Source organism: Bradyrhizobium sp. UFLA05-125, from assembly GCF_059803515.1.
Map to the genome: position 1 here is coordinate 67,886 of NZ_JBANBJ010000033.1, position 20,242 is coordinate 88,127.

Annotated in this window: 17 protein-coding genes and 2 pseudogenes; 13 read left to right on the forward strand and 6 right to left on the reverse strand. The window is 57.0% G+C overall.

The window, feature by feature from the left end; genetic code table 11:
* The first annotated feature begins 48 nt into the window (after positions 1-48).
* A complete protein-coding gene (locus SO156_RS25825; RefSeq protein ID WP_498536706.1) occupies positions 49-963 on the forward strand; it encodes a DNA-processing protein DprA in 915 nt (304 codons plus the stop codon).
* A 254-nt stretch (positions 964-1,217) separates the two neighbouring features.
* The gene (locus SO156_RS25830; protein ID WP_498536707.1) at positions 1,218-1,583 is read left to right on the forward strand and encodes a hypothetical protein; all 366 of its coding nucleotides are present in this window, start codon (positions 1,218-1,220) and stop codon (positions 1,581-1,583) included.
* A 69-nt stretch (positions 1,584-1,652) separates the two neighbouring features.
* On the opposite strand, the pseudogene SO156_RS25835 reads toward SO156_RS25830, so the two are convergent.
* Positions 1,653-1,757: pseudogene (locus SO156_RS25835) on the reverse strand (SOS response-associated peptidase); the annotation flags it as partial.
* 496 nt (positions 1,758-2,253) lie between these two features.
* Here SO156_RS25835 and SO156_RS25840 point away from each other — a divergent pair.
* Positions 2,254-3,474, forward strand: coding sequence for a methyl-accepting chemotaxis protein (locus tag SO156_RS25840; RefSeq protein ID WP_498536708.1), 1,221 nt, complete (start codon positions 2,254-2,256; stop codon positions 3,472-3,474).
* A gap of 34 nt (positions 3,475-3,508) precedes the next feature.
* On the opposite strand, the gene fcl is transcribed toward SO156_RS25840, so the two are convergent.
* Positions 3,509-4,456, reverse strand: a complete 948-nt coding sequence (gene fcl / locus SO156_RS25845; RefSeq protein ID WP_498536709.1) for a GDP-L-fucose synthase — start codon at positions 4,454-4,456, stop codon at positions 3,509-3,511.
* Entirely contained in the window at positions 4,437-5,522 is a 1,086-nt protein-coding gene (gene gmd, locus SO156_RS25850) for a GDP-mannose 4,6-dehydratase (RefSeq protein ID WP_498536710.1), read from the reverse strand. Before gmd ends, fcl begins: the two co-directional genes overlap by 20 nt.
* A 1,289-nt stretch (positions 5,523-6,811) precedes the next feature.
* Here gmd and SO156_RS25855 point away from each other — a divergent pair.
* The 3 genes and pseudogenes from SO156_RS25855 to SO156_RS25865 all read left to right on the forward strand — a co-directional run bounded on the left by SO156_RS25855 (position 6,812) and on the right by SO156_RS25865 (position 7,600).
* The gene (locus SO156_RS25855) at positions 6,812-7,012 is read left to right on the forward strand and encodes a hypothetical protein (protein ID WP_498536711.1); all 201 of its coding nucleotides are present in this window, start codon (positions 6,812-6,814) and stop codon (positions 7,010-7,012) included.
* Positions 7,013-7,039: 27 nt separating this feature from the next.
* Positions 7,040-7,318, forward strand: a pseudogene (locus SO156_RS25860) (hypothetical protein); the annotation flags it as partial.
* Between the two features lie 120 nt (positions 7,319-7,438).
* On the forward strand, positions 7,439-7,600 hold the full coding sequence (locus SO156_RS25865; protein WP_498536712.1) for a hypothetical protein: 162 nt from the start codon (positions 7,439-7,441) through the stop codon (positions 7,598-7,600).
* A gap of 7 nt (positions 7,601-7,607) precedes the next feature.
* On the opposite strand, the gene SO156_RS25870 is transcribed toward SO156_RS25865, so the two are convergent.
* The gene (locus tag SO156_RS25870; RefSeq protein WP_498536713.1) at positions 7,608-7,913 is read right to left on the reverse strand and encodes a hypothetical protein; all 306 of its coding nucleotides are present in this window, start codon (positions 7,911-7,913) and stop codon (positions 7,608-7,610) included.
* A gap of 1,286 nt (positions 7,914-9,199) precedes the next feature.
* Between SO156_RS25870 and SO156_RS25875 the strand changes: the two genes are divergently transcribed.
* The 5 genes from SO156_RS25875 to SO156_RS25895 all read left to right on the forward strand — a co-directional run bounded on the left by SO156_RS25875 (position 9,200) and on the right by SO156_RS25895 (position 15,593).
* Complete coding sequence (locus SO156_RS25875) at positions 9,200-10,054, forward strand: electron transfer flavoprotein subunit beta/FixA family protein (RefSeq protein ID WP_498536714.1); 855 nt, start codon at positions 9,200-9,202, stop codon at positions 10,052-10,054.
* A gap of 48 nt (positions 10,055-10,102) precedes the next feature.
* On the forward strand, positions 10,103-11,350 hold the full coding sequence (locus SO156_RS25880; RefSeq protein ID WP_498536715.1) for a dicarboxylate/amino acid:cation symporter: 1,248 nt from the start codon (positions 10,103-10,105) through the stop codon (positions 11,348-11,350).
* A 1,836-nt stretch (positions 11,351-13,186) separates the two neighbouring features.
* On the forward strand, positions 13,187-13,603 hold the full coding sequence (locus tag SO156_RS25885; protein ID WP_449380757.1) for a DUF7694 domain-containing protein: 417 nt from the start codon (positions 13,187-13,189) through the stop codon (positions 13,601-13,603).
* 559 nt (positions 13,604-14,162) lie between these two features.
* Positions 14,163-14,639: a response regulator transcription factor gene (locus SO156_RS25890; RefSeq protein ID WP_498536716.1), complete on the forward strand. Its 477-nt coding sequence runs from the start codon at positions 14,163-14,165 to the stop codon at positions 14,637-14,639.
* A gap of 300 nt (positions 14,640-14,939) precedes the next feature.
* Positions 14,940-15,593 (forward strand): FkbM family methyltransferase, encoded by a 654-nt coding sequence (locus SO156_RS25895; RefSeq protein WP_498536717.1) that lies wholly within the window; start codon positions 14,940-14,942, stop codon positions 15,591-15,593.
* Positions 15,594-16,002: 409 nt separating this feature from the next.
* Here SO156_RS25895 and SO156_RS25900 read toward each other — a convergent pair whose 3' ends face one another.
* Together SO156_RS25900 and SO156_RS25905 are read right to left on the reverse strand one after the other, a co-directional pair.
* Positions 16,003-16,401: an H-NS histone family protein gene (locus SO156_RS25900; protein ID WP_498536718.1), complete on the reverse strand. Its 399-nt coding sequence runs from the start codon at positions 16,399-16,401 to the stop codon at positions 16,003-16,005.
* A 152-nt stretch (positions 16,402-16,553) separates the two neighbouring features.
* The gene (locus tag SO156_RS25905; protein ID WP_498536719.1) at positions 16,554-16,820 is read right to left on the reverse strand and encodes a hypothetical protein; all 267 of its coding nucleotides are present in this window, start codon (positions 16,818-16,820) and stop codon (positions 16,554-16,556) included.
* 1,792 nt (positions 16,821-18,612) lie between these two features.
* On the opposite strand from SO156_RS25905, the gene trpD reads away from it, so the two are divergent.
* Together trpD and SO156_RS25915 are read left to right on the forward strand one after the other, a co-directional pair.
* A complete protein-coding gene (gene trpD, locus SO156_RS25910; RefSeq protein ID WP_498536725.1) occupies positions 18,613-19,629 on the forward strand; it encodes an anthranilate phosphoribosyltransferase in 1,017 nt (338 codons plus the stop codon).
* A 5-nt stretch (positions 19,630-19,634) separates the two neighbouring features.
* Positions 19,635-20,242: indole-3-glycerol phosphate synthase TrpC (locus SO156_RS25915; RefSeq protein WP_498536720.1), on the forward strand; the 608-nt coding region annotated here is incomplete at its 3' end.

The window sequence follows — 20,242 nt, forward strand, 5'->3', positions numbered from 1 at the left end:
CCTCTGTTTGATTTCGACGCTGCCGCAGGGGGTAGCTAGGGTTGGACGATGAACCTTCTCGCACGAATGAATGACGGGCCGGCCGTACGGTCAATCTCGCCGCGTAGGGAGTTGGGTGCCTACGAAGTGCTGTGGCTTGAGAAGGGGGCCACCTTCAAAACGATCGCCGAGAAATTCGCATCGGACCCGACTGCTGTCCCTTCCGACTTCGTTTCAGGTGCTGTGGCGGACGCTCGCGCATCGGAAGTTCTGGCTGCGCTCAAGAAGGCAGGCGTATCTAGGTTCGGAACTCGGCTGAATCTCACTGGCAACTATCCTCCGAAGCTCCGGGATGCAAGACATCCGGTGGAAATGCTTTATTTCCAAGGTGCTTGGGAGTTCGTCGAGACGCGATGCGTTGCCGTCGTGGGGAGCCGCAATCCTAGCGAAGATGGAAAATCGCGTGCGGCGAGGCTCTCACGCGCGTTGGTCGAGCGCGGCTTTACGGTTGTGTCGGGCCTGGCAACCGGCATCGACACCGCAGCTCATACAGCCGCGATCGAGGCGAAGGGCCACACAATCGCTGTGATCGGCACGCCGATCGGGACCTATTACCCGAAGGAGAATCAGGCGCTCCAGCGCAGGATCGCGGAGGAACATCTGCTCATTTCTCAGGTGCCAGTGCTCCGGTACGCTAGTCAGCACGTACCGCAGAACAAGCTGTTTTTCCCTGAGCGCAACGTCACGATGAGCGCTCTCACCAAGGGGACGATCATCGTCGAGGCCAGCGACACAAGCGGGACGCTCACGCAGGCTCGTGCGGCCTTGCAGCAAGGCCGCAAGCTGTTCATTCTCGATTCCTGCTTCAAGCGAGATGACATCACTTGGCCGGCGAACTTCGAGAAGAGGGGCGCGATCCGTGTCCGCGATCTCGCCGATATCTGGGGCGCGTTAGGTGATTGCACGCCTTCTCCAGGAAATTGACGAGAACCAACCGTAGAGACCACTGGTACCTCGACGAGGGTGACGATTGTCACTACCTCTACGAATAAACGGCCCGTTTGGCTTGGCGCGGCGGCGAGACCAATCAGCTCATTCACAATCTTCAGAAGAGGCGAGGCGACGGTGGGTACCAATATAAGGCCGCGGCAATCGCTAGATGCGCGAACGATCTGTCAGCGGTTTTAAACGCCGAATGGTTGGCCCAAGCCACGATTGTTCCGGTTCCGCCATCGAAGATGAAAACCGATCCCGCCTACGATGATCGTATGGTGCAGGTCTGCATTGGAGTCCGCGCCCCGGCGCCTCCCGACGTCAGGGAGTTAGTCGAGCAGATCGCCTCGACGAACACTTTCAAGGGCGGCAACCGGATGTCGCCGACCGAGCTCAAGCAGAACTACAGGATCGCGGAAAACCAACTGCAGAACCTGCGCGGTATCGTGGGCATCGTCGACGACGTCCTCACGACAGGCTCCCATTTCAAAGCCGTCAAGGAGATGATTCTTGAGCGCGCTCCGCAGACGCGCGTAATTGGACCCTTTGTTGCCAGACGCGCGCTCGCGGATCCATTTAACGAAGTGCCGATCGAAGACCTACTGAGGTGAACGATTGTCACCCACAGGCCGCTGCGGTAGAGCCGGTTCCGCCGGCGTACGGGCGTGCCTGGACATGTTTCATGCCACGGCCCGATCTTCCTTGGAAACGCCGCGTGCGACAATCTTTAGGGCGTCATCGGGTAGCTGCCGCTGCAGGGCCTTCGCTTCGTCCCATGGTGCGCGTCAAGCCATAGACTTAGGTACGGTCCCGGGGCTGACTTCGACTTGGTGCGTCTCCATCGAAGATTGTCCAGATGCCGTAAAGCGGACTCCTTCATGCACTGGATACTGATCACCGCTCAACAGCGGCCTGGTCCAGATCGCGCTCGCAATGCCGTCGCAGAGATCTTGGACTGCACGCCAAGCTTTCCTCGCGAGCAAGTGCACATATACGCCGGTATACTCGACTATACGCAGGTATAAGTGCGCCACCGATAGGACGGTGCGCAAGGGAATTGTTAATTGAGAGTCGATACGCCTCTTATGTTGGATTCAAGTGGCGGTTAGAATTATGTGGCACAATCGGATATCAAAACTCGCCCTGGCATTATCCGTCCCAGCGGCAACAGTTGCGGCTAATGCAGATGCGCTCTCACTTCACTTCTGGGCTGGCCTCCTTCTCGGCGGATTGATGTTGGTCCTTTCCTTCATGACGTCCACGAGACGGGAGGCGCCAGCAGTGACCTTGGACGAAGCGATGGCGATCAAAGCTTTCGAGTCGATCAAAGATGGTATTACAATTTATGACGCCGACCGCTGCGTGCTCGGCAATAACGCTGCAGCTCACATGCTCGGGCTTTCCAATGCAGAAGAACTGAGAGGATTGGATATCGCTTCGCTTTCTCTGGATCCTCAACCGAACGGCAAGACGGTTGCGCAGATGTTCGAGGAGACCAATGAGGTTGTGATGAGGTCGGGCCACGTCGCAATCGAGTGGTGGCTTCGGCGCAAAGATCAAACCTCCATTCCGGTCAGGATTAGTCTTGTCGTTTCGAAATTCAGCGGCCGTCCGATAGTCGTGTGTGTTTGGCAGGACATAACAGACCTGGTTCGTATGCGCGAAGAGAGGCTGAGTCTTGCAAGGAGATTTGATAGCGATGTGTCGCGGGTCGTCGACGTTGTGGCGAGCTCAATGCAGGACATGCAAGCGGTTGCATCGGAAATGACTGCTTCAACGGACGATGTATGCCATCGCACTGAAGCTATGACAGGAATGGTGAAAAAGACGGAAGAAAACTCCACTGCCGTGTCTTCGGCTGCTCAGGAATTCTCGGCCTCGATTACCGAAATCAGCCGACAAGTGTCGACCGCGGCGAACATTTCGCAAACTGCGCGCGATAAGACCGTGCGCGCTGAAGCAACATTAAGTGAGCTCGTTGCGTCGGTGACGAAGATCAGCAGCGTCGTCCAAATGATCGAGAGCATAGCCTCGCAAACCAATTTGCTGGCCCTCAACGCCACCATCGAGGCAGCACGCGCTGGCGAAGCGGGGCGAGGCTTTGCAGTCGTGGCGGGGGAAGTTAAGAATCTCGCCGCGCAGGCAGCAAAAGCGACGAGCGAAGTTGATACTCAAATCCTCGCCATCCAACAAAAGACAGAACTAGCGACTGCGGCGATGGGGGACATCGCTGACATAGTCGAAAAGGTGCAGGAGATCTCGAGCAGCATATCGGCGGCCATAGAAGAGCAATCCATTGTGACGAACGACATCTCAAGAAGTATCACCAGCATCAGTTCTGATATGCGCGATGCGTCCCGAGATATTGACCAACTGAATGATGCATCGCGCACCTCTGGCTCATCGGCGGGCCAGGCGGTTGGGAAGATGACCCATCTGAGCAATAATATTGCATCATTGCAGGGGCAGGTCAGTGACTTCTTGATCAAAATAAGAGCGTAGTACGGCGCGCTCAGTCGAAGTCCAGGTATCTTCGTCAGTCCTCGCCTGATGTCAGGAAGGCGCGGTAAGCCTGCTGGATGCCATCTTTCAGGGAGGTTTTCGCGCGCCAGCCCAGCTTTGCGAGCCTGCTGACGTCGAGCAACTTACGCGGCGTACCGTCGGGGCGAGAAGTGTCGAAGGTGATGGCGCCGCTATACCCGACGATGTCGGCGACGACGCGGGCAAACTCGGCGATGGTGACGTCCTCGCCCTTGCCGATATTGATCAGCTCCGCGGCCGAATAGGTCTTCATGAGGTGAACGCAGGCATCCGCCATATCGTCGACATAGAGGAACTCGCGCCGCGGCGTGCCGGTGCCCCAGACGGCAACGCTCGCTGCACCTGAGAGCTTCGCCTCGTGAAAGCGGCGGATCAGGGCTGCTACAACATGGCTATATTCGGGATGGTAGTTGTCGCCGGGGCCGTATAGGTTGCTCGGCATTACGCTGATGAAGTCGCTTCCGTACTGACTGCGATAGGCTTCCACCATCTTGATGCCGGCGATCTTGGCGATCGCATAGGGCTCATTGGTCGGTTCCAGCGGACCGGACAGCACCATGTCTTCGCGCAATGGCTGGGGAGCAAGTTTTGGATAGATGCAGGAGGAGCCCAGGAACATCAGCTTCTCGGCCTCATTGAGATGAGCCGCGTGGATCACATTCGTGGCAATCGCAATGTTGTCGTAAACGAATTCGGCGCGCAGTGTATCATTTGCGACGATGCCGCCGACCTTGGCGGCAGCCAAGAACACAACTTGGGGCCGCGTCTTGGCGAACCAGCCGAACACCTGGGCCTGGTCGCGCAGATCGACCTCGCTTCGTTCCGAAGTGAGGAGCCGCACGTCTTCCTGCGCAAGCCGGCGCATCAGCGCGGCCCCGACCATGCCGCGATGGCCGGCGACATAGACCGTCTTGCCCTTCAGCTCAAACGGTGTTGCAGCCACCGGCGGCCTCCCGCTTCGCGTCGTTTAGGTCGCTTGCCATCATCTCCTGCACGAGCTGCGCAAAGCTGCGCTTCGGCTTCCAGCCGAGCTGTTCGCGCGCCTTGGTGGCATCGCCAATGAGAAGATCAACCTCGGTCGGGCGGAAATAGGTCGGGTCGATCCTGACCACCGTCTTGCCGCTCGCCACATCAAGGCCAACCTCATCCACTCCCTTGCCGTGCCACTCGATCTTGCGCCCAACCTCGCCGAACGCGAGCTCGACCATCTCGCGCACCGACCGCGTCTCGCCGGTCGCGAGCACGAAATCATCTGGCTTGTCCGCCTGCAGGATCATGTGCATGCCTTCGACGTAGTCGCGGGCATGCCCCCAGTCGCGCTTGGCTTCGAGATTGCCGAGATAGAGCGTCTCCTCGAGACCGACCTCAATGCGGGCGACGGCGCGGGTGATCTTGCGGGTGACAAAAGTCTCGCCGCGAATTGGGCTCTCGTGATTGAACAGGATGCCGTTACTTGCGAACATGCCATAGGCTTCGCGGTAGTTCACCGTAATCCAATAGCCGTAGAGCTTGGCCACACCATAGGGCGAGCGCGGATAAAACGGCGTGGTCTCTTTCTGGGGGATTTCCTGAACCAGGCCGTAAAGCTCAGATGTAGAAGCCTGGTAGAAGCGCGTCTCTTTCTCCAAGCCAAGAATTCGGATCGCCTCGAGTAGGCGCAGCACGCCAATCGCGTCGGCGTTTGCAGTATATTCCGGGCTTTCAAAGCTGACGCCGACGTGGCTCTGGGCGGCAAGATTGTAGATCTCGGTCGGTCTGATCTGCTGGACCAGGCGGATCAGATTGGTCGAGTCGGTCATGTCGCCGTAATGCATGAGAAACGGCACGCTCCCGACATGCCGGTCCTGATAGAGATGATCGACGCGCGCGGTATTGAAGGAAGAGGACCGCCGCTTGATGCCATGCACGATATAGCCGAGCGATAGGAGATATTCGGAGAGATAGGCGCCATCCTGCCCGGTCACGCCGGTGATCAAGGCGACCTGCCGTTGAGAGTTTTGGTTAGTCAAGTTTCACCCTGATGCAAACGAACCGATCCGTTTCCGTGGCCTTCCCCTTCGGCTGTAGGTACTTGCCGGGAGCTGAACCGTTCCGCGGTGATAAAGAAATGAGTGCTGAAGGACAATTAGACGTTTATGGTAATGATTTTGCAGAGTTTTTCGTCTGGCGCTGCGGTTCGCTATGCTGGGAAGGTGTTCAAGTGGTTTTCATCGAAGGACATGAACATCCTCTTCGCGCTTGCAGGCGCCCTTGCCACCAATACAGCTGCTGGTGCAGAGCCGCCAAAGCTGCGCCTACAAGCGGGTTGCCTTGTCCATGACATACTCCTCGTAATTTTTGCGACGGGAAAGCGACCCTGTTGCTCAATGGCTAGCACCTTTCCTACCCGGCAGCAGGTGAGTTGGTGAAATCGATTTTTTGGATGCGACGCATTCAAATCGCAAATAGTGATGCTTTCGAGATCCTGGTCTCAATCTCGTGGTCGCACTCGATACTCTGATAACCGAAGGCAGTCTCACTGCTGCAGCTCTGGTGGCTGGCGAACGTTGAATAGCAGCTGCGCCAAGGCCGTCCCGACGAGGCGCTAGAGGCATTGAACGCAGTTTCGAACCTGTATCGGCAATTACAGACCCGTCACTGTGCTACTCGAGCGCCGACATTGCTGAGCAAGCAAAGATAGATAAAGGTGTGAGGTGTGTCACGACGCGAGCATGCGAAATCCGTCGAAAAAGCGCAACCAAATGCGGAATTTATGCGCCGATCGCGAGCTCCTTGCATTAATCACAGTCGAAAGCTAGCTACCATACCGTACGGCCTCTAACCTTTGTGCGGGCCGGTTGCTTGGGAGCCGAAGAAATTGACGCGGGTAGTGCCCATCTTGAAATTCGGCGAAGCGCCATGGTAGCAGGATATGGCCAGCTATCTCTATTGCGGGGGCACCGCGCTTAAGACGCCAAGCAAAAAGGGCCTCCGGAGGACTGTTCTCAGGTTTGAGGTCGCGCAGGACCGGTGTTGAGGTCATTGAGAAAAGGCCGGCAGGATATAAGGGAGTGCGAGGGCTGCAATCGAGCATTGCACGGGCCGAAGCAGAACTCCTAGAGTCAAAACTAGAGCATGCCGCAGCGGGAAGTGCGATTGAAGCCGAACGGGTTCCAAACCACGAATTGTGCAAATGTCTCGGGACTCTCTGAGACAGCTGGAAGAAGCAGTATTGGAAGATACGTGATCTATCTCACTTGAATTCAGGAACACGCGATCCGTATTATCTTCCTCACGAGACGACGGGGGAGATCTCCAAATGCTGGATACGGCTACCGCCGAGCTTCTGCGCGCTGTGCTCGAGGAGGTCTGCGCGAGCATTTCCCGATACGAGACGGGCGTCCGCGCACATGTTGCCGCTAAGCTTCTGGAAGCGGCAACCAGAGGCGAAAGGGTACCCGGCCGCCTCAAACAGATTGGTGTCGAAGCGCTTCGCGAAGCACCGACCATGTGGCGGTAGGCGCCGACAATATGATGTCCCACTCAGGTGAATTTCCAGGTTACCGTTCTAAAGATTCTTGTGAGCTATCCCGACGGGTTCGCGTCGATGGCGGAGCTTAAACGCGACATGGCGATTTTAGCGACGAGCGGTCGAGACTGGGCCGAGCGTACCAAGAGAATGGCCACTCGTGTCCAGGACCTCGATATCTTTTCGCAGGGGCTCATTGAGCGGATGAACGGTGGTTGGCGTATCACCGAAAAGGGCCGGGCCGTCCTCGATGTGATGGAAGCGCGACAGGTCATGGTGCAGCCGGAGACGAACGTATCTGCTTCCCTGCAAACGGAAGCCGATGATGATCGATAGGCCGTGTCAATGATGGAAGCGCGGACAACGTCCGCGACGTCCAACTATGATCCGTTCTGCTGACGAGAGACGGCTTGACACGTGATTGATTTCGTTCTGCGATCGGCCATCGAAATTGCTGCGGATGAGCAAATCTGCGGCAATCGTTTCGTCCGGGCGATTTATGCACCGATGCCACATGGAGCGGACCATTCGATGGCATCGATCGTCAGCTTACAGCAGCTTGCTGCTCTCGTGGTGTGACCGCGCTCTAATTTGAGTCAGCGGTCATGCCGGCCCCGCTTATGTTGTGGACGATGAAACACAAGATAGCGATTGAGGCGGCCCACAGCGCGAGGTGCTCCCACCAACATAACTCGCGCTCGGACGTGTCACGCGCGATGGCTGCGGCCAAGCCGCCTAGCGTCATTCCTGCCATCACCATCGAAAACAAGTCAACGCCTTCCATAAGCGCTCCGTTCGATGTGGTGTGCAAAATCTGCCATCGTATTCCTGTCGGTTTGTTTTGCGTTTTTTGCGTTTGGGTCTGATCAGGCTCGCTGCGTTCGAAACTCATCGCGGTTCGTCTTGACGCGGAGGGAGGCAGCCGCCGCTAGCTGCACGTTAGGAGCTACGACAACATCCGGCGTTGGCTAGGCTAGTGTTTCCACGTTAGGAACATGAAAGTCGTAGTCTTTGCTGTCGCTACACCTCGGCGCACGCCAGCTAAGCAAACCAGTGCGTTTGATCGAGAAAGCCGAGATCCGTCCAATTCTGTCCAGTATCATTGTCGCTCGGCACCTGTTGAAAGTTTGCGGACAGTCTGAGTTCGGAGACCTCATTCACCGGCGACTGCTTTGAACTAGCTACAACTTGACGCTACGTACGATTCAAGCCCCAGAGACCGATCGTGCGAAACTGTCCGTAAAGGCTTTGTTTGAGCGTTCGAGGACCTTGCATCGTACATGATAGGTACCGTCCCCAGTCCGCGGCTATCCACGATTGTGACTTGTGCCTGCCAAAATGGGAGGCACAAGCGCTGTTGAGCGACATCAATGGCTTTTCGAGCGTTTCCGACTACGGTGTATGTGTAGCCGAACAACCGACCGCTTGGGTTGCTGAGGTTATGGGCTCGGATTGCCGGACGGTCCGGGCCCGTCTCCTGCAAAGCATGCTCGAAGCGCAATCTCTACGGACGAATTGTTCCTCAGTGACCGACGAAACACTGGCAAAGTCCAAAAGCCTGAAACGCCTCTGATGGAAGACAGCACGCGTCGGGGGTGACGCCATTTGCATGGTTATACACTGTTGCCAAACCGACCGTATGACTACGAGCATCAATTGTTACGTTGGCCACAATTCGAATTACGTTGATGTTTAGCAGCGGTCCATTCGAAGATGCTTGTACGAATTGCTTTCTGAGAACGGCATTGTCGGTTGCGGCACGTTGCTTGCTTCTGTTCAACGTAACATCGCCACGCAGTCTGGTGATGTAGGGGCGGGCCAGATGCGCCCCTGCTCGTGTATCGGGCCCGCCCTGTTCTATTCTCTGAGCCAGGAACTCGCATCGACCTGGCGGCAATTCGCAATGACACGGCCTAGAGTAAAAAGGCTGCCCGAAGGGATGGATACGCGTATGGAACGTCGGTACGAATCGCGGCCGCAGTATCGCTTGCCGCCTGAACCAGCGAGAAACTCTGTCGTCGTACCTGCGACGGATCGTCGAAATTGTTAAGACGACAACCGACGCCTTCAGTTGCGTCCGCGGCAGCCCATTGCCTCGACGTCGAACTGTGGAAGCCGTCTCTGGTATGAGACTGGCTGTTTTACCCCAATTCCTCGCATCTTTTGGAGAAATGCGCGATGCACAACGTCGTTTGCATAAAGCAGGTTCCGGACTCAGCGCAGATTCGCGTGCATCCCGTAACGAACACCATCATGCGCCAAGGCGTACCGACGATCGTCAATCCTTACGACTTGTTCGCGCTCGAGGCCGCTCTGGAGCTACGCGATAAGATTGGCGGCGAGATCACCGTTCTGACCATGGGGCCCCCAGCCGCCGAAGACTCGCTGCGAAAGGCGCTGACTTTCGGTGCAGATCGCGCGGTATTGCTCACCGATCGTGTGTTCGCGGGGGCCGATACGCTAGCGACCACTTACGCGCTGGCGACGGCTATTCGTAAGATCGGAGAGGAGTACGGCCCGCCCGACCTCATATTCGCAGGCAAGCAGACGATCGACGGTGATACCGCGCAGGTTGGGCCAGGTATTGCCAAGCGGCTCGGAGTGGTTCAGCTCACCTACGTCGCTGAGATCACGAGCCTGGATCTCGCGGCACGCGCAATCGAGGTGGAGCGACGCGCGGAAGGCGGCGTGCAGGTGCTGCGTACCAAGCTTCCATGTCTCATCACCATGCTAGAGGCGACAAACGAGATCCGTCGGGGCGGCATGAGGGACGCTTTGCGTGCGGCACGCACTGACATCGCAAAATGGAACGCGCAGGACGCTGGTGTGGCAGATATTTCGAAATGTGGTCTTAAGGGCTCGCCGACTATCGTTAAGCGTGTCTTTGCGCCCCCGAAGCGTGCTGAGAAAGCAATGATGGTGGAGGGCGCCGAGCAGCCTGGACCAGCATTGATCGACGCGATCTTTAAGCACCGGCCAAAGCTTGAAACTGACCTTGCAGCCCTTGCACACGCTTCTGATTCGAGCTCGTAGCGATGGGCCGTTGAAATCTCTCACGACTGTCGCGGCGTGGTACTGTCCATGAAGCCTTGGTACAAAATTCTCTACGCCCAGGTGCTGATTGCCATCTTCCTGGGCGTTATCGTCGGCTGGCTGTGGCCCTCGGTCGCCACCAACGACTGGGTCAGGGCGATGGGAGAGGGCTTCGTCAAGCTGATCAAGATGGTGATCGCCCCGATCATCTTCTGCACCGTCGTCTCCGGCATCGCCCATATCCAGGACGCCAAGAAGGTCGGCCGCATCGGCGTCAAGTCGCTGGTGTACTTCGAGATTGTTTCGACCTTCGCCCTTCTGATCGGGCTTATCGTCGGCAATCTCGTCAAGCCGGGCGCGGGCTTCGGCAGTGGGGCGGCCAGCGCTCTGGCGGTCGCAAGCTATGCCAAGCAGGCCGAGGGACAGAAGACCGTGGACTTCATCCTGCACATCATTCCCGACACCGTGGTCGGCGCCTTCGCGCAGGGCGAAATCCTGCAAGTGTTGCTTTTCTCGGTCTTGTTCGGCTTCGCCATCATGGGGCTCGGGGAGCGCGGCCAACTGATCCGCAACTTCATCGACGATGCCGCGCACGCCGTGTTCGGCGTCATCTCGATTGTGATGCACGCAGCGCCGATCGGCGCGTTCGGCGCGATGGCCTATACCGTCGGCAAGTTCGGCACCGGCGCGATCCTCAATCTGATCGGGTTGATCGCGACCTTCTACGCCACCGCGGCGCTGTTCGTGTTCATCGTACTCGGTACCATCGCGCGGGTCGCCGGCTTCTCGATCTTCAAATTTCTCGCCTACATCAAGGACGAGCTGCTGATCGTGCTCGGCACCTCGTCCTCGGAAAGCGCGCTGCCGTCCTTGATGGAGAAGCTGGAGCGCCTCGGCTGCTCGAAATCCGTGGTCGGCCTGGTGGTACCCACCGGCTATTCGTTCAATCTCGACGGCACCAACATCTACATGACTCTGGCGACCCTATTCATTGCGCAGGCGCTCGGCGTCGATCTCACCTTGGGCCAACAGATCACCATCCTGGTGGTGGCCATGCTGACCTCGAAGGGCGCCTCAGGCATCACCGGCGCCGGCTTCATCACGCTTGCCGCGACGCTCGCGGTTGTCGATCCCCGGCTCGTTCCGGGCATGGCGATCGTGCTCGGCATCGACAAGTTTATGAGCGAATGCCGCGCGCTGACCAATCTTTGCGGCAACGGCATCGCCTGCGTGATCGTTGCCTGGTGGGAGGGCGAGCTCGACCGCAAGAAGCTCAATGGGCGAGTTTGCCGGTAGATCGATCGGCGAGCATCATGAATTCTCGACAGATTAGGCGCGCCCCAGCGCTTGCGGGCCGATGATAGGACGAGCGCGAGGGCGACAAGTTCGTTCCGGCTTGGCAGTTGGACCGGCACGCGGCAACAATCTGCGGCGTCGGCGGAGGAAGCAACAGCGCACGTTGAAACCGGACCATGAGAGTTACACGATGGTGCCGTCGTCAAACCATGAATAACGGAAGATGCCCGGGATCTCGGTTATCAGAATGAGATGCCAGGGAATGTCAAAACGGTAGAGAATGTCAAAGCCACACATTATGGGTAGATTTGATTGAGCCGCAACCTAGTTGATTTCCACCATCATCTTGATAGTTCGGGGACATTGGCGGCTGGCTTACCGAAGAAGCCGAAGGCGCATCTTGAGACGGCAGCATTGAGGTCTAAGTTAGGCACTGCTCTAGGTCGCAACGGAGGCGCTCTGCGGCGGCGCTGCAATACGCCAAAGCTATCTCCGAAGAAGCTCCGTTAACGCGTCGATCGCTTCAGCCGAGCAACGCATATCCTCAATTTCCTGAGATATCGTGAGAGCTCTTGCGCGAATGGCCGCGATACTGGAGAGTTCTGGAGCGTGACATTCAAGTGCGTCCAGGCGTTGGCTCAGTCGATCTAGCTGAGACTGAAGTCGCTGGATGTCCGCGTCACGACGTGTTGGAGATTTGATCGCCCAGGTCCGCCGCGCTTGCATGATTTGTCCCCTTCTTTAGCTCCCGCCACCTTCTTAGCACGGTTCATGGCCGGAATGGGAAACCATTGTAAAGAGCGAAGCGGTTTGAAGTCGCACCAATTCTGATCTTGTAGCTGCCAAATATCTCAGCAGCTGTCGTCGGGTCGAGCAGCAAAGGCTGCCGCCAACTAAGTGCGGCGCTGGCCGGTAGACAAAAAGTGTGACCGGCCTCATGGAATGACTTGAACCTGACGTAGCGTCCGGTTGTAGGATTAGAGACAATCGTGGGTGGACCCGTAGGTCAATTTAGTCGGAGAGAGCTGGTTGCCCGCTACGTAGCACCTGTGTAGAGCGTTATGATTGAATGCGCGACGAAGAAGGATCAGCGAAATCAGGGATGCTACTGGTGACAACGCGCGTTTCGAAGCGCCTGCACGCGGTTGGCCATGCAGGAGAAAACAGCCATTGAGTTGGTGCAGGAGCAGCCAACTCCTTCGGTGTGGCCGTTTGGCGACTTCGGTTGTCGGCAGAAGGATGCCTCCAGGTTATGGGATGAGGTCGATTGAAGTCACCACCGGTCAAATGGCCACAGCCTCGTCTCCGCCGGTCGACCGCGCCACCGCCACGACTTTCCCCTACTGCCCGGCCGAGGCAGCAATGGCTTGGTTAGACAATGGCGGCGCCAACATGTTGTCTGAGTAAGCTAATGCGTTGCCTCATGCGCACCTAAGAAAGCTCGAGCCGAGGTCGGGTCGCTCACGGATCGAGCGACCAGGCCGCCGAGAGCGGGGCGAGAGTAAGGTCCAAAAGCGTTGTGCCTGGGACGCCTGTCTATCCTCAGCGCGATCGCGCCTCGCCCCAAGTCGTGACCCGTTCGCGCCTTGCTGGGCTGTCGGCGCGGAACAACGGCGCATCCCATCGGCGCACAAGGTAGGCGGATTGAGAGGTAGGGCTGTCTGGCGGCTTTATCGAAAGACGGGGTGCGTTGCGACATGTGCCCTGCACATCATGACAATACAAGGAGCTTACTGCCATTACGTGGCAGTGCTTGTCTGAAGCAAAGAAAGAAGGGGTCGAGCAGAACGTGATCTGCGTTGGATTCAACTTATCTGCGAGGCTAAGGGAGGTAGCATGAGAGCACGGATTGGGAGCCAGCTCGAGGCTGGTCGCGTACATCATGGACAATTCGCCAGTCCACCCGGATCAGGTCCTTGTGGTCTTTTCTTTGTCCAGGGGCCCTGTGGCTGCAAGCTCAGGGTCATTGGATTGCTCCGCCCGCGCTGGGAACATGTCTCCGTCTCAACGCCGCGGCGTTGTCCGAACTGGCAGGAGATGTGCTTCGTCAAGGACCTTTTTTGGGATGAGGAAGAGTGCGTGATGCAGCTGCATCCGCCCCAGTCCGAATACGTGAACAACAGCCGATACTGTCTGCATCTCTGGAGGCCGACTAGCCAGGAAATTCCGATGCCGCCCTCGGGGTTTGTGGGTATAGTTGGGCTTGGCCCTTCCGAAGCGGCTACGCTGGCTGCACAAATGCGGGTCAGGTAACCCTGACCCATGGAGCGGTCTTAGAGCTCGCACGATCAAGAACTGAGGCTCATCCCAATCGTTACGTATAGCGCACTGCCCGCAAGATCCGCCGGAAGAATGCAATTGATCGCTAATTTTTCCGCTTGGTGGGCTTCAAAAATTTCGCGCTGGGATCGATAATCCATCGCGCTGGACAGTCATCCGTTTCGTTTGCTCGCCCGCTTTATCTACGACGGCGAACCCATCCACTGTTCGGATATAATCTATCAATACAATCGATTTTACGAACTACCGAGAACCGCTGATAACAAACGCCGATGAGAATTTAACTCAGGCGTATCGGAATGATTGGCAACGAGAAAGAAATCTCAATCGAGGTCGGATGCCAATTTAAAAGGTGTTTTCGTGGACCAGCAGAAAGCGCGCCAGATGCCCGTGGTAAACGACTATCGGCAAACCTTCGTATAGTGTTTCCAACCTCTTCGATGTTGGCCTCCTACCTCCGTACAATTGAGCCTCCCCTCGATGTCACTTTAGCCTCGCGACGAAGGCGAGAGTTGTCGATTTAAGGTGTCTAATGCTTCTTCAAAACGATCGTTTGGAATGCGGTCAAGTCGCGCCGAAGTTGCAGAAGAAGTCCTTCTTTGATCTGATCCGAATGGCCCATACGCTCGATATCATCGCCGTTGTTTGCGACGATCGGGCAATCCATCAACCGATGTTGGAGATGCTTATCTCGGCAGGCTATGTGCCAGATCTGTTCCACAGTGCAGATGAATTTGTGAATTCGAAGCGTTTCATCAGCACGTCTTGTTTGATCTCTGACATGCAATTGCCGGGCGCAAGCGGACTAAATTTATACGAGCGCCTTGTCGCATCCGGAAACGCGATTCCCACCATTCTGGTTCTCGCAGGTCCCGACGACGACAGCCGGGCTCGCGCGCTGCAAGCCGGGGTGTCGCAATTCCTGCACAAGCCATTCAGCAATAGCGAACTGCTCGCGTGCATCAAATCGGCACTCAAAGACCAGACGACGCTTCGGAGCCGCGTTTGAATATTGTTGTTCGCAGCTGGCGGAGTCCCTCGTGCGTGACCAGTACGGTGGGCGCCTGACGGCGAATGGGTGCACGGTTATGATCCGCCGAACTCGAATAGCTTCAAAGCGACGAGCTGCCTTTCCAAAGATTCGAAAGGCGTTCGAAAAGGCTAAGGCGTCAGAGAAACGATGGCTGAAATCACCACATGCCGGGATATGCGCACAATAAGAAGTCAAGACGTGCAGTGGAAATAGTTCCGGCGCTCAGAGAAACTCTACCGAAGCTAAGCAACGCAATTTCTGCGAAAGGCCTAAAGCATGCTAGACCCTAACCCATTAGAAGTACACCGCCAGATCGTTTCACGTCTGGGAAATCCAAGTCCCGTTATCTTGGACATCGGTTCTTATGACGGAACTGATGCGCGTCGTTTTCTCCAGCTGTGCCCAGAAGCGCGGTTCTACTGCTTTGAGCCCGATCCTCGAGCGGTCCTTCGCTTCAAGAAGAACATGCAAGACCTCAACAATGTGAAGCTATTTGAGGTCGCGATCAGCGATCGAAATGGCCAGATTGAATTCCATCCAAGCAATGGGGATGGAGAGGCGGAGGGATGGGATCTGTCGGGCTCAATACGCCGGCCAAAAAACCATCTAACTGAGTACGATTGGGTTCGCTTCGATCAGCCAATTTCCGTCGAAACTCGGAGGTTGGATGACTGGAGCAGCGAAGCGAACGTAGACAAGATTGATTTGATATGGATGGATGTTCAGGGAGCAGAATCCGATGTCATCGCTGGTGGCAGACGAACCCTGAACAATACGCGCTTCATCTACACGGAATATAGCGACCTGGAGCTTTACGAAGGGCAGCTATCCCTGCAAGCCATTCTCGAGCTCCTACCATCGTTCGAAGTGGTGACTCTCTATCCCCGGGCAGTGGAGGGTGATGTATTGCTTCGGAATAAAAGCTGCTGACACGGATTCGGCCTTCTGTTTGCCGGAAGGTATGTTCGCTATCGAGCGCAAACAGAAGGCCGACAAGTCGGAATAGGTTTCTTAGTCAAACTCATGATTCCTGGTACGTGACCTCTACTCCGCCGTCGAGCCGACAGCTATCCCTCCAGTGAAGGGCGTTGCGTCCCAAGAGGTGCCCCGAAATCGTGGGTTGAGGGGGCATCGAAAGCATAGAATCTTTGCGTCGTCGTCGGCTCTCCGCACGGGGTGCTCGCGTAGTGCAAAATAGCGAGTCGAAACCTTGGCGATGCCAAGACATTGAGCACCTGTGAGACGTGCGGGGAGAAGTCCGAGGTCGGTCAGAGACGATAAGCTCAGATGCGGCGAGCACGGACGCATCGAGTTGAGGCAGTCATGATTGATTGACCTGTCAGGCTTTGTGGCGACGTTTTCGCGCAGATTGATCGATGAGGAAATCATCCAGTTTCCGACCCGCCCGAAGTTGCGGGCTCAGCCATCGGGGCAATCTGCCACGCCCTGACCAAGTTTGCGCTGGGTTTTTCGGATTTCGATACTTTGGCCGCACTGGCGGGTAGGGGCGGCGCTCACGGGGAGGCCGGGCAACCTTGACCTCTCCGATCTTGCGCAGCCGCTCCTCTAGTTTGACCTTTTCTGCCGCAATCCGTTGAGCGAGAGCCGCAGCCACCTTCTCGTGGAGACTCCACAACTCGTCGACGGTCATTGACTTCAGGTCATTCATTTTCATTGCGATCTGCCACTGCGGGAAAATTTCATCGCGCATTAAATAGCGGCGTGCGAAGTAATACACAAGGCGCGATTCCAGAGTGGCAAAAGAACGACCTCATCAAGAACGCCGCACATGAAGAGCTGGAAGCAGCGCAACGTTGCTGGAGGGGCGAGGGGAAAAACAATCGATGCCGTAAAGCTTGGTGCTTCAACGACGTTAGCCCCGATGTGAATCTACTGGATTGCAAGTACTGGTCCACATTTTGGACCGAGCAATCTCACTCCACGAGCTATATGGCTACCGCGCGGCGGCTCGGCATATTCAACCCCATCAATCCAAAACGACATATCCTCGATGGCAAGCTGGGGATTATAGGTCCATCCGGTCTGGACGGCTTTCACTACTGCGAAGGCCTTGCGTGACGAAAATGAGTCCGGAATAATGACATCAGCATCCTGCTCACATGTTGAGAGAAGCTCAATAAGTTCTTTGACCTTCATTTCGTAGCCTTCGCATCGCAGTTGCGCGGGGTATCCATCGATGGGTTCTGAAGGATGGGTGAACCGCCCGTCAAGCTGCAAGAAACTGATTACTATCAAGCGGCGCTCTCTAATCCTGAGTCCGGGGAGACCGTTCCATCTCCGCGTGCGGCCTCGAGGGCATTTCGGCGTTCAAGCGCCTGTCGCGATAAATCCGACAAGTGGATTTGACGGCCTGCTGCTGAAGCCTTTCCGATCTCGGTTCCGAAAAGCGACGTTGGTGAGGGGCGGATGTTTCCCGCGTGGCCGTAACGCCAGCAACAGTCATCGACCGCACAGTTGGTTCATTCTGGCCGACGAGATAGTGCGACCAAGGTAACGCCTTCAAATACGGTGAGCGAAGTGCCCGACATCACCAGTTCGTCCCCGGCAAGGCGCGCTTTGAGTGAGGCCGCGACGGCCGTTGACTCCGCAGCAGGATATTCTCCGGCCACAGGGCTTGAATCGGACCTAGCGTCAACTTGTATGATGCCAAAATGACTTCAACCCAAAAAGAACACGAAGGGCCGTGTCATGATGTCCTTGTTGCCGATCCGAAAAAGCGCAACCGCTCTGCAAACTGAGAAGTCTCGATGACTGCAGTTTTCGTTTTACTATCAATCCTGCTCATAGGTTTCGCAGCAGGGTACACCCTGCGCGCATGGCGTTCTCATAAGCGGCGTGAGCGCTACCGTTTACACGCGGCCTCATTTCGGCCCATTTCCCGCGTTTCAGAACGTCCTATTCAATCGCCCAAGCGCAGAGCATATTGAGGCTTGGTGATCGGAAGCGGAGCTCGAGAAAACCTAGGGCCGAGCCAGATGATGAGGAAGTGCAGCCCAGGCGATTGACACGGAAGATGATGTTCCGGCTCATCGCTAGCTACGGGCCTTTCCTTTGATGATTGCGGGTCCTTGATGCGACACCTCGCTTGCGAGCCTCGCGTCATCCACCCGCAGTGCCCCCGCCGAGTGCACCGGCGGGGGTCTCCTCTTGAATGCCCTGTTGCAAAACGAGGGCGGAAAAGCCGCCTGAGCCATTGAAAAGCCAAGACGGTTGGGCAGCTCGATATTGAGCAAGGAGATGACGTCAGATTGAAAGATCGAACGCCAATCTTGCTCGGGCAGCATCCCGTCTGGAGATTGCGATTTCAGCCCTTGGCAATTGCCGTCGCCGCGCCGTTGACCAGGTGCGCTGGTCCATTTCTGGTGTTTTGGCAGGCGATTTCTCTCTGTTTGGTCGCGCGCGTTGCAGCTCAATCGCAGTCGCGGCGGAACAATTGACCAAGGTGCGCCAGGCGAGGCGCGCGGTGATCGCAGGTGCCGCTAGGCGCTTAAACCCTGGAAGAGTGCGCGCGACGACATCCCTGGCGCTCCAGGCGCAACGAATCACCCGTATGGCAAGAGTCGAGCCCTGAAGAGAGGAGCGTCGAGTGTGAGTAGTTTGGCGAATGTTAGCCAGACGGACCCACGCCGGTTGCGAGAGCGCGCCTCTCATTTGCGAGTGGCTGGTCTTTCCGTTTCGTTGAAATCGCTTGAAGCTACCGCAGCGTCAAGTTGTAGGCTTCAAGAAATGGATCGTGACCACGCGCCACAATAGCGCATGTCATGCACGTGATTTCTAATCTGAAGGTGCCGGCTGTGGTGGCAACGAGATCTGAAGCATCTTGCAGTCGGTTTCGCTCGACGGCGCCAACGACAATTGCCGCGATCTACGAGGCCGCGTCTGCTCGTTCCGTAAACGCCAGCAGCAACTCCGCTCAGTCCGAGAGCGCTTGATGGATCTCAAATTGATTATGGGCAAAGTCGCTAGCGGCGCCCCCCTGAGCCACCAGGAAATGGCCCTGGCATTCGACAGTATGCTATCCGGCGCGGCCACGCCCTCGCAGATGGGCGGTTTGTTGCTGGCGCTGAGGGTGCGCGGGGAGACAGCGGAAGAAGTGGCCAGCGCGGTTTCCGTGATGCGCAGCAGAATGCGATCGGTCAGTGCACCGCCCGATTCGGTCGACATCGCGGGCACAGGCGGCGACGGTTCCGGTTCGCTCAACGTCTCAACGTGTGCTTCTTTCATTGTGGCGGGTGCCGGCATTCCTGTCGCCAAGCACGGCAACCGCGCCCTATCCTCGCGCTCAGGCTCCGCCGATGTACTGGCCTCGCTCGGAGTGAAGATCGATTTGGAGCCAGAAGAAGTCGCCCGCTGTATCCGGGATGCCGGAATTGGGTTCATGTTTGCGCCGACCCATCATCCGGCGATGAAGAACGTCGGTGCAGCTCGCGTCGAACTCGCGACCCGCACAATCTTTAATCTCGTCGGGCCCCTCTGCAATCCTGCCTGCGTCAAGCGGCAGGTGATCGGGGTATTTTCGCGCCGGTGGGTGCGGCCTCTAGCGGAGGTTTCTAAGAGGCTTAACGCGGAATCGGTATGGGTGGTTCACGGTTGCGATGGGCTCGACGAGATCACGCTCACCGGTCCCACTTTTGTCGCCGCGCTCGAAAAGGGCGAGATTCGGACCTTCGAGATGACGCCGGAAGAAGCCGGGCTACCTCTTTGCGGACGGGAGGGATTGAAGGGCGGGGACCCCGATAGCAACGCGGTTGCACTGCAAGGCGTGCTTGAGGGCATGCGCGGCCCGTATCGCGATGTAGCTCTCTTGAACGCGGCAGCGGCCTTTATAGTGGCCGGACGGGCCACAACTCTGAAGGAAGGCGTGGCCATCGCACAGGCATCACTCGACAGTGGCGCCGCCGCCGGCCGCTTGAAGCTTCTGGTCGCAGTCTCCAATTCCAAATAGACGGCATGATCTATACCGACATTCTGACGAAGATCGAGACATATAAGCGCGAAGAGATCGCAGCTGCCAGGCGGACGCTCCCGCGTGCCGAACTCGACGCGCAAGCGCGCCGCGCGCCTTCGCCGCGCGGCTTTATCAGCACAATTCACAAGAAACATGCGTCGGGTAGCTATGCTCTCATCGCAGAGATCAAGAGAGCGTCGCCGTCGAAGGGGCTCATTCGCGCGGACTTTCACCCGCCGTCGCTTGCCAGATCCTATGAAGCAGGGGGCGCCGCCTGCCTCTCGGTCTTGACGGACAAAGTGTCTTTCATGGGCGATCTTGACTTCATGGAGGCGGCGCGGGCGGCCACAAACCTGCCAGTTTTGCGCAAGGACTTCATTTTCGACACGTATCAGGTAATCGAGGCTCGCGCCCGTGGTGCCGACTGCATTCTGCTGATTATGGCGGCGCTGGACGACGGGGCCGCCCGCGACCTCGAGGCTGCGGCTTTAGCCTATGGTATGGACGTGTTGATCGAGGTCCATGATCGATCAGAGCTCGATCGCGCCCTTAAGCTTCGCTCGAAGATGATTGGTATCAATAACCGAAACCTGCGCACCTTTGTGACAAA

What these genes read in the sequence shown, in the direction of transcription:
- SO156_RS25825 (WP_498536706.1), top strand. Translation starts at nt 49, where the DNA reads ATGAACCTTCTCGCACGAATGAATGACGGGCCGGCCGTACGGTCAATC.
- SO156_RS25830 (WP_498536707.1), top strand. Translation starts at nt 1,218, where the DNA reads ATGAAAACCGATCCCGCCTACGATGATCGTATGGTGCAGGTCTGCATT.
- SO156_RS25855 (WP_498536711.1), top strand. Translation starts at nt 6,812, where the DNA reads ATGCTGGATACGGCTACCGCCGAGCTTCTGCGCGCTGTGCTCGAGGAG.
- SO156_RS25870 (WP_498536713.1), bottom strand. Translation starts at nt 7,913, where the DNA reads ATGAGTTTCGAACGCAGCGAGCCTGATCAGACCCAAACGCAAAAAACG.
- SO156_RS25875 (WP_498536714.1), top strand. Translation starts at nt 9,200, where the DNA reads ATGCACAACGTCGTTTGCATAAAGCAGGTTCCGGACTCAGCGCAGATT.
- SO156_RS25880 (WP_498536715.1), top strand. Translation starts at nt 10,103, where the DNA reads ATGAAGCCTTGGTACAAAATTCTCTACGCCCAGGTGCTGATTGCCATC.
- SO156_RS25885 (WP_449380757.1), top strand. Translation starts at nt 13,187, where the DNA reads ATGAGAGCACGGATTGGGAGCCAGCTCGAGGCTGGTCGCGTACATCAT.
- SO156_RS25890 (WP_498536716.1), top strand. Translation starts at nt 14,163, where the DNA reads ATGCTTCTTCAAAACGATCGTTTGGAATGCGGTCAAGTCGCGCCGAAG.
- SO156_RS25895 (WP_498536717.1), top strand. Translation starts at nt 14,940, where the DNA reads ATGCTAGACCCTAACCCATTAGAAGTACACCGCCAGATCGTTTCACGT.
- SO156_RS25905 (WP_498536719.1), bottom strand. Translation starts at nt 16,820, where the DNA reads ATGAAGGTCAAAGAACTTATTGAGCTTCTCTCAACATGTGAGCAGGAT.